Here is a 10,288-nt window from a genome sequence, read left to right on the forward strand (position 1 = left end):
CCGCCGATATCCGTATACTTTTCAAAGAATGGAACTTTTTCATATAACGGACTGTTGCTATCTGAACTAACAACACCATCATTATATTCACCGTAAAGAACCCGAATATTATGGGTGATGCTGTTGCCGTCATGGCTACCTATCGCTAAGTTACGGAAACTGAACTTACCTTCATTATCAGTTGTTGATAACATCGGTTTGCCCGCTTTATCCATAACATGTTTTTCATTGCTATCTAATAAATAGACATTTACTCCCGATAACCCTGGATAGTTAGCCAGCCCTATTAAGCCTGTGCCAGCACTGTCTTCAACTAACTTACCTTCGATAACTCCACCATTGATATAACCAAAGTTTTGGTCAGTTAAATTACCTACTACTTCCACAGTTGCCATATCTACTGTTTGTGGTGTTTTTAACGAGCCATCAGCATTATGATGCGCATCATCCGGGTCAAAACTTGCCGTTAAGGTAGTCGGTACACCACTGACAACGATATTCCACTTACCTGGGATAATATTAGTAATATCATATTCCACAGTACCAGACACCATTGTATAGCTAAAATGGATAGCTGGGTTATTCACATTTTCAAACGTTAATGTGATAAGTTCATTGATCGGTGAATCTATAGAAGAATCATAAACACCGTCATCATCTTTATCTAAAAACACCTTACCTTTTATACCACTAGTACCGCCCCAAGCAAAACTTGCATTCTCAATGTTAGCCGTTGCACTAGCAAATGTATAAGTTTCTTTCATTTCATTATCAGTTTGGCTAGTTGTTGGAACGATATTACTATCAGTTAACATAAAACTACTAATATAGTTAACATCCGGAACGCTAACTTTCACAGTATAGAAAACTTCTGATGCCAAATTATTGAACTTATAGTTGCCTAATTCACTAACATCAGTTCCAGTACTTACCACTTCAACTGTATCGATTAAATCATCCCCAACAAACAGCTCAACTGAATAATGAGGAAATAACATATCAATACCGATATCTTGAGCAACAATGGCATTACCATCACTACTATCCATATCAATAACAACTTGTCCACTAATACTTGCTTGACCTTTCAGACCAAAATCAACGTTAGTAATCAGTGAAGAAGATTGACTGATTTCTATTTCTGCTCCATCAGTTATAGGTGTAATAGAACTGCCTTGTGGTTGAACAACATAACTATAAACATAATCTGGATTCGAAGGCAATTTAACCGTTATCTTCCACTTGCCGTCCGCAATATTGTTAATTGTATACTGACCATTAAGACCACTTATTGCTGTTAACCGAATATTAGGATTATTCACATTTTGCGCTTCTATTACCACACCATCTAAGGTGGAATGATAAGCCTGATGTACACCTTTACCAGAATAATCTTTATAGATAGTGCCTTTTAATGATCGTTGACTGATATATCCATAATCGAGATCACTAACTTGTTGATCAACAGCTATTAATGTTACTTGATCACTATTACTTGGCTGCCCACCACTTATCATAGCAGGGCTAAAGCTGAGTTGATAACTTGATCCTAACGTTTGATCATCAATAGTAATTTGATAATCATGATATGCAGTTAAATTATCAAATTCATAATGACCTGTGTTATCTGTTGTTGTTCTAATCTCAGAGCTCCCTGCTATTCCTGTTGCTTTAAGTAAAACAGGTATATCACTCAATGGTCTATCTATAGGCGCAGCATGATAATTTAATGAAACATTATCATTGATATCCATATCAACCACCACTTTACCAAAAATCTTCGCACTACCTTTTACTCCAAAGTCAACTGTTTGACCAACAGCTGAACCAGAAGCAATAGTAATATTTGTCACATCAGAATTTAAGGTAACGCCACTAACAGAATTTACATAACTCTTTTGCCAACCTTGAGGATAATTCGAGACTTTTACTTGCCACGTATCAGGTGTTAAGTTCTGTATCAAATAATTACCATTTGCATCGGATATTCCAGTAAGCGTAATGTTATTACTTTGATTGGTTGCAGTCACCGTTATTCCCGCTAAAGTTGGATAATTGGTATTATGTTCGCCTTTACCTAAAATATCCTGATAAATATGACCGCTAACGCCAACAATGCCCCGATAACCAAAATCTTGATTATCTAACTGAGTATTATCGCTATTAAAAGCAATAACAACCGAATCAGAAGCATTGTTTGTCGAAGCTTTACCTGTAGGGCTAAAACTAATGGCATAACCATTTAAATGGTTGGACGGATCGGTCACTCTAATTTTATAATTACCTTGCGCCAGATTATTAAAACTAAATTTACCATTTGAGTCAGTCTGAACCTGTACATAAATTACAGCATCATTATTTGGATCAATGAGATTGATAGTTAACCCAACTACACCTGTATCAATATTGGCTGTCAGTTGTTCATTACTATCATTATCATAAACAACCGTTCCACTTACGACACTATTACCCATCATACCTAAATCTAACTTAATCTCTGAATCGGTATTTGCATTAACACTATAGGTAATTTCACCGTTATTAACTAAGCTAGGTGTTACTAATTTTTCAACAAAGTAACTGTAGACCAAATTTCTACGAGTTGGATGTAACACGGTAACAACCCAATCACCTTCAGTAATATTTGAAAACGAGAATTCACCATTACTATCTACAGTTTGAGTATAAGTTAACACCTTGTTATTGTATTTATTCTCAACTTTAACTATTGCACCATCAAGCGGAGGATTTAATAAACTTGCCTCTTTTTTCCCACCAATATCAAAATAAACCTTGCCAGATAATGTACGGTTAATAGCATATCCAAAAGCTCTGGTTTCAGGATTAGCAACATAGCTTGTATCATTTGCCCCGCTCACATCAAATATTGCCGATTCTGATGCTGGTGTTGAGTTTGATGGACTAAACACAATTTTATAATTAGTATCGTTCACCACACTAGTTAACTTATATTTATGCTGGCTTAAGTCTGATACCTCAAAAGAACCATCAGAATTCACCACAACTTCTCTTGAAGTAAAACCAACACTATTTGTTGCAGAAGTTAAGATTAATTTTGGAGTAATTAGTGTAGAAAGTTCACTAAACGCCATATCATCATTACTATAACGATGATCACCATCTCGATCTATGACGACATAACCTGTAATTTTACTATCACCACGATATCCAATATCAATATTATTTACTGAAGGATTAGTAGTTGAAAGTGTGACATTCAAAGCCAGATCATTGGTTACAGCTTCGACAGCACCAGTACCATTATCAGTATAGCTGAGTTTATAACTACCCCAATCAGCTACATTACTTTGTGAGGTAGCTGTTGTAATAACCCACTGCCCCATTGATAGATTTTCAACACTAAAGTTACCATTAGCATCCGTTTCTACAGTAATGTCTCCTTGTTGGCTTACCGCTGTAGTTACTACTTTTTTCAAGACAAGTTTAAGGCCTTTTAAATGATCATCTACATCTGTTTTATTTTTACTATAGTCCACATCAATAGAGACATGTCCCTTAATAGTACCGGAATACTTATAACCAGTACTACTATTAAAACTATTTTGATTTAAAGGCTCAAACTTAAATGTGTCCGCATTATCGGCAACTTGGCTAACAGGTATTAATGTAGTTGCTTCAGGTGTTTTTACCTTGATCTGATAATTTGTTCCTTTTGGCAACTTATCAAACAAATACTGACCATGTTGTGATGTACTAACACCATTAATTGCAATATCTGCTGTTGTTGTAGATTTCAATTCTTCATATTGATTCTTGCCCGGAGCCATATAAGACAAAGTAACATCAACACCATCAATTGTTTCATCAACGTCTCTAGTATTATTGTTATTTGCATCAATCCAAACATTACCACCAATTTCTTGCGTACCGACAATCATGAAATGATTATCGAAGGATCCTTGTTCAGTGAGCAGCGTAACTGGAATAACAACATCACTAGGTTGGCTACCAGCTTTACTCATCTTAAATGCATAATTAGGTATAGAACTCATTATAATTTTTACAGAATAATGAGCTGTATCTCCATACATTAGATTAGGGAAACTATAAACGCCATCAACGGATGTACGAGTCATTAACAATGTACCGTTACCATCGGATCCTTCATGTAACTCTATTGTAGCCGGCGTTGTATCAGATAATAAATGAGCAAAATGATTTAGCCGAGCAAAATCACTATTATTATCGGCAAAGTCAACATAGATTTTACCTTCAATACCGCCAATACTTGCCTTTTTATAATAGAAGTTTTTATTTTCAACACCTGAACTTTGTAAATTGATACCAGATAGTGTATCTATTGGTTGAGTGGTACCATCACTATTTTTAATAAGTGTATAGCCCTTCGGTGGATCAAGAACATTGACTTTATAATTACCATTTGGCAAATTATAAAAATGATATTTCCCGTTTGTATCGCTATATTGGCGAACAAGTTCATTACCATTTGAATCAATTAAGCTTATCAACACACCCGCCATAGGTTCATTAGTACTAACATCTACCTCAACGAGTGTTTCGCCTGATATGCCACTTTTTATTGCTGAAGTAGAATTATTACCTGCGGCAGGATAAGGATTAGAACCTCCTGCAATTAAAAAGAATTTATTTTGCTCAGTACGCCCTTTATCATCAAAGACAATAGGCGTTAACGAACTGTTGGTATTGCCATCAGCATTAACGATTATGCCATAATCTTGTGATAACGTTTGCATATCTAGCATAACTGTATAACTATTATTTAATGGCAGATTGTTAAAACTAAAGCGCCCAAATTCATTCGTATTTACAGAGGCAAACAAACTTAAATTACCTGAAACACCTTGATACAAATTAACTTTTATATCTTTAAGTGGTAAATCTCCTGTTTTATTATAACTATATTCAGCAGTCCCATTATTATTGATATCAATCATTACAGAACCCGCAATAACTGCATCGCCATTTTTCTTATAAATAAAGTCTAAATCAGCACCTGAAGCAGTTGGTTTGCTTGGGCTGATAGTTATAACAGGAGAAGTATCAGAAGGACTTCGAAGTTCATAACGTTGATCTTCGCTTTGTGTAGGTACTTTAATGGTATAACTGTCATCATAAAGATTTTTAAAAGCATAATGACCATTATTATCTGTTAAAGTATAACTATATAACTGATTATTACGATAAAGGGCAACTTTAATGCCTGAAAGTCCTACATCCTGGTCATCGCGATTAAACTTACCATCATCGTTAAGGTCATAATAAAGCTGACCACTAATTTCAGTATTATTTTTTAGTTTGACTAACCAATATTGATTTGGCGCACTTGTCACATTAGACACTTGCATGTATTCAAGATTGTTTCTAATTTGGTTTGGTAGATAGCTTTGTAGTGGATCACTACTATTACCCACTAATTCAAACTGGCTACTATTTAGTCCTTTCAAGTGTAAAATCATATTAGTAGCATATAAACCACCGCGAGTTGAATTCGCTTTGGTATAAGCAAATTTTCCATTTGCAGATACTTGGTTATCAATGAAATCAGGCGTACTTTCAATACTACTTAACGATCCATTGTAATAGCCAGGATAAATACGCGGTGTAAAAATCCCCTCAACAGATAAATTTCCACTATTAAGGTGTTGTAAATCAGCTGCAGTCAATTCAATCGATGCATCTGTCTTCACCCCAGTTCCACTCACATCAAGATAAATTTTGCCGGAGAACACCTCATTAAACTTATCCGATACAGAAATTGCCTGTAAAAACAACTGTTTAGATGAAGGTTGATTATTATGGGTAAAATTACCACTAGAGTTTACTTCAAAATCAAATGTCCCTAGTTCTGTATTTGGATCCATATCAGCAATATCTATATAATTTTTATTAGAATCTTTATTATGAATAATGCGATATTTTCCTTCAGGTAACATTTTTAGGTTAATTGAATGGTAGTAAGTCCCTATATCGCCCCAAAACACATAATTACTTCCATTGTAATAGTAGATTTTGAAATTACCTTGCCCTGTTTCATAAGTATTTTCGCCGGCATACTGAACATCTCCATTTAAATCATTAACTGGATAACCAATAAATTCAGCTTTACCTTGCATTAAAAAGTTTTTAGTAATTGGTACACTATTCTGATTGAATTTAACAATATAAGAAGGTGCAAGCCCTTGAGTAGAGTTCGTCACCGCTGTTGTACCATGGCGAATCACTTTGACCCTATATTCTGTATTTGGAACAATACCATCATCGGTACTAGTAAATAAATAGCTACCGTCAACATTAGTTCTTTTATGTGCAATATAAAGCGGTCCTCCTATCACACAATCAGATTCAGCACCTAGACGGCAAAGTAAAACATCTGCATCGAAAAGCGGTAAATCGTTTTCATTATAAGTTTGACCAATTTCTAATTCACCATTACCTTTATAAGTATCTAGGTAGACCTGACCACGAAGAATATTGTCATTAACTTTAAGTTTATACCAAAAGTTAGTATCACGATTATAGTTTTGCCCCCCGCTAATTGTAACTTGTATAGTCGATGAACCATCACTATTGATAGTATTATTTTGGTCATTACCTTCAAAATCGACATCATCTTTCGTTATATTACTTATATTGCCATATTCTTTTTTAGCAATAACTCTATATTCCCCATCTGGCAAATTAGTAAAGTTATACCAACCATTAGAATCAGTTGCAAAATAAGTAATATCGTTCCACTTCCCTGATGGAAGTTTACGCTGTAACACCACACGATTTGAACTAATTGGCGTATCTTGTTCTGGATTATAACTGCCTATTGTACCTTTATGACTATTATTTAAATAAATGTAGCCTGAAATACTATTCGGTGTTTTTCCTCTGAAAATAATGACATCTTCAAAACCGCTATTAGGGCTAATGTTGATCAAAAAATTAGAACGCGACTCATAATCTAATTTAGTATTATCGTAGTCATCAAGAGAATAGTAATAGATCCCTGCACGATCCGTTCTTGCAGTAACCCACGATCTTGTTCCGTAAAAACCTTGGGTTTCATAAGTTGCCTTAACAGGTTGACCATCAACTACCAATGGAGTAACACCATCTTCTTCATAAAAAGATAATTTCATATAGGCACTAGCTGTTCTAGTAGATAGACCATTGATCGACGTCGCATAACTATCATGGTTATTGGCAGTTTTTAAAGTCGTCGATACAATCATTCCGCCTAATGACTGATTAAATTTTGGTGAAAACCAAAAGTTTTGATTACTTATTGTATTATTAAGATTGGTAACAATAATTTCTTTACCGGCAATATTATCTTGCGTACCATTACTTAAAGTAACTCTACCTTTATGGAGGCTCCTTGATTGAGGAGATGTACTAGATGATTTACCATCAGTATCATTGATGAAAACATATTTATTAACATCAATTCCGTCTTCCATGATTGCAACTTTATAATCTTTACCTTTGGTCAAGCCTCTAAATTGATAAGATCCCGCGTTTTGATTATTAGATCTTTGTGTCACAATTTTTTTCCATGAAGTACCATCATGTTGATAAAGTATGACATCAGTTGAAAAACCTCTACTACCCTTAGTAGGTTTAGTATTTCCATTTTCTACGCCAGAATCGGCACCCGGCTGTGCCTGTTGGTTCAACGCCAGCTCAAATACATTTCCTAAAACACCTGCTAATGAATGATCTGATTGATCAACTTGAAGTAAAAAGTCAGGGCTACTAAGGTTTCCTAAAGCGGGAATTGTAATTGTTGCACTCATTGCATTTACTGGAATATAAGGCATAGCTACATTAGTTACCTTAATATCGTAAGTTGCCACCGCTAGTTTTTCAAAACGAAATTTACCGTTTTCCGTTGTGGTAATTGTTTTCGTGCCTAAAACTTTTGTTGTCGTACCGGGATAATAAAGCTCAACATCCATCCCAATTGCGCCTGTATCATTTTCAGCGGAATAGATATTATCATAATTCTGATCGATTGCGACTATACCATCAACACCCCAGCGATTGAGAGCTTTAATATTAAAGGTACCACTTTGATCTACTCCATTCATTGAACTAAAATCGATAGTATCTTGGTATCTATGAGAATTATTTGGCAAAACAACATCCCATAAAATATATGTCGAAGTATCTAAGTTTATAGGACCAAATACAGCACTATTGGCATACCCTTTTAATGTGTTATTGATCTTAATATCACCATTATCATCACTTATTAATATTAGCTGCCCATTTGTGGAAACACTATTAATCAACGTAATCGGAACATCTTTAACCCCAACATTATTTTCATCCTTGACACTTAAATGGATACTTCCTCCCATACCTTGTAAAAAAAGGTTAACACCCAATTCTCCGGTTGAACTGGAAAGATTTAATGTTCGATTAATGCTTTCATTATTACTTGTACTAGCAATAACCGTATATTGCCCTAATTGCAAATTATCGAACAAATAGCTACCATCATTTTGTGTTATTGTTTGAGCTAAGCTATTTCCAGAAGCATCTTTTAATTCAACCATAATATTATTTAATGGCATATTAAAACTTTGATGATTATCGAAATCCCAGTAAACTTTACCTGATATTGTCGTAGCATTTGCTATTGATACAGCCATAAGCATAAAAATGAATGCACCCAAAATTTGGGTCAAATGTTTTAATATAGACACATAACGATAACCTTTTTTTACAGAAATCTTTCTATTTATTTCCACTGCTACATTATGCTCAGTTCGCATTATCTTCTCTCCTGATATGCGTAAATTCTTTTCAACTTGGGGGATAATTTTTCCAATTTCTACACTTTGCCAACTGTCCATTAGAAACTCCCTACTGCATTGATAAACCAACCGTGTGAACGATAGTTCAGGTGTGTTAAGTTGTCGTTATAATCCGTAAAGTTATACCCCACTCCCATTTTAATATTATCGCCAATATTGCGGTAAATACTCGTCACAAAGCCATCTTTATGGTCATCAGCTAAATCGGTACGTAACGTACGACCCTCTACCTGATATTCCCAATCGCCTGTCTTATAATTTAAACGCAGCGCATACAAACTCGCCCCTGATGAGTACCAGTTACTTTCATTTTTATAGCGTAAATGACCTTGCCTATGGGCTGCTTTAAATGCAGTTTCCCAGTTTGCATTCCATTCATAAACCCCTTCTAACGACCACACCCAGCTCTTTTGGTCATACAAACTTGAAGTATAGCGTTTCCCACTCGATGAGGTCGAATTCGCTATCAGCTGATCGTCCGGATCTAACCCGTAAACATAAGTCAGTTTCCCAAATAAATTCAGATTGTTTATTAATTTAGGACGATAAGCAAAACCAATCATTGATTCAGTATAGTTGCTCACCACATCATTCGATGTGTCTTTATTCCCAAAAGTTTTTGCAAAATCAAACTGTGCTAACCAACTTAAGTTTTCACTGACAATCGTTTTCGCCCTATTGGTGGTGACCCATTGTCTTATCCGTTCACTACCTTCATCAATCCGATATTCCAGACGGTTACGAATTTGGAACCAATCATTTTTATAGCCGTAACCAGCCGCATAAACATCACGACGCGTTTCATCATGACCCGATAAACTAGTACGGTCACGATTACGGTTGTTTACACGCCCAACCGAGTAAGAGCCTTCAATAAATTGTGCTTCGGTAGGTTTATAACTGACACCATACACATCTGAAGTAGTATGATCGATTTTGCTAGTTTTGAATTGACGCTCAGAATAAAGCTCCAGCTCACTGGTCGCTTTGGTTCGACCGCCCACTACCGTGGTAATGCCTCGCCCAGAAGTAGAGTCCACATCATTTAACACTTTCGTATACAAATTAGTCTGCTCATTAACATCCCAACCTGCCTGAATACCCCCTCCAGCGCCTCGATTGGATGCAAAAATTTCCGCACCAATATTAATACTGTCGGTAATTTGTGAGTTATAACCAATTGTGGTACGGTTATCATCTGCCACATCGCCCGATTTGGCCACCGTTAATTGCTGAATAATATACCCTTTATCTCGACCATCAAAAAAACTACGCTCCAATTTAGCCGCAATTAATGCTTCATGTGTGGCGTCTTCACCATAGTTGTGGTCATTGCGGTGTTGTAATTCAAACGCTGCTGTATACACATCCCCCAATGCAGTGTAGTACTGCGCTCGAGTAAGTTTTTCAACATAGTTAGCCTTGTCTTTTTCTTGACTGTAACTCAACAACAA

General features: G+C 35.7%; 2 protein-coding genes. Both read right to left on the bottom strand.

What is annotated here, in order from left to right; translation table 11 throughout:
• Positions 1-8,873 (bottom strand): SdrD B-like domain-containing protein (locus A9G48_RS02220; protein ID WP_141672938.1); only part of this gene is annotated, 8,873 nt, incomplete at its 3' end.
• Positions 8,873-10,288: hypothetical protein (locus A9G48_RS11495; protein WP_176701987.1), on the bottom strand; the 1,416-nt coding region annotated here is incomplete at its 5' end. The genes A9G48_RS02220 and A9G48_RS11495, both read right to left, overlap by 1 nt.

Source organism: Gilliamella sp. wkB18 (genome assembly GCF_001690875.1).
Taxonomy (GTDB): domain Bacteria; phylum Pseudomonadota; class Gammaproteobacteria; order Enterobacterales; family Orbaceae; genus Gilliamella; species Gilliamella apicola_A.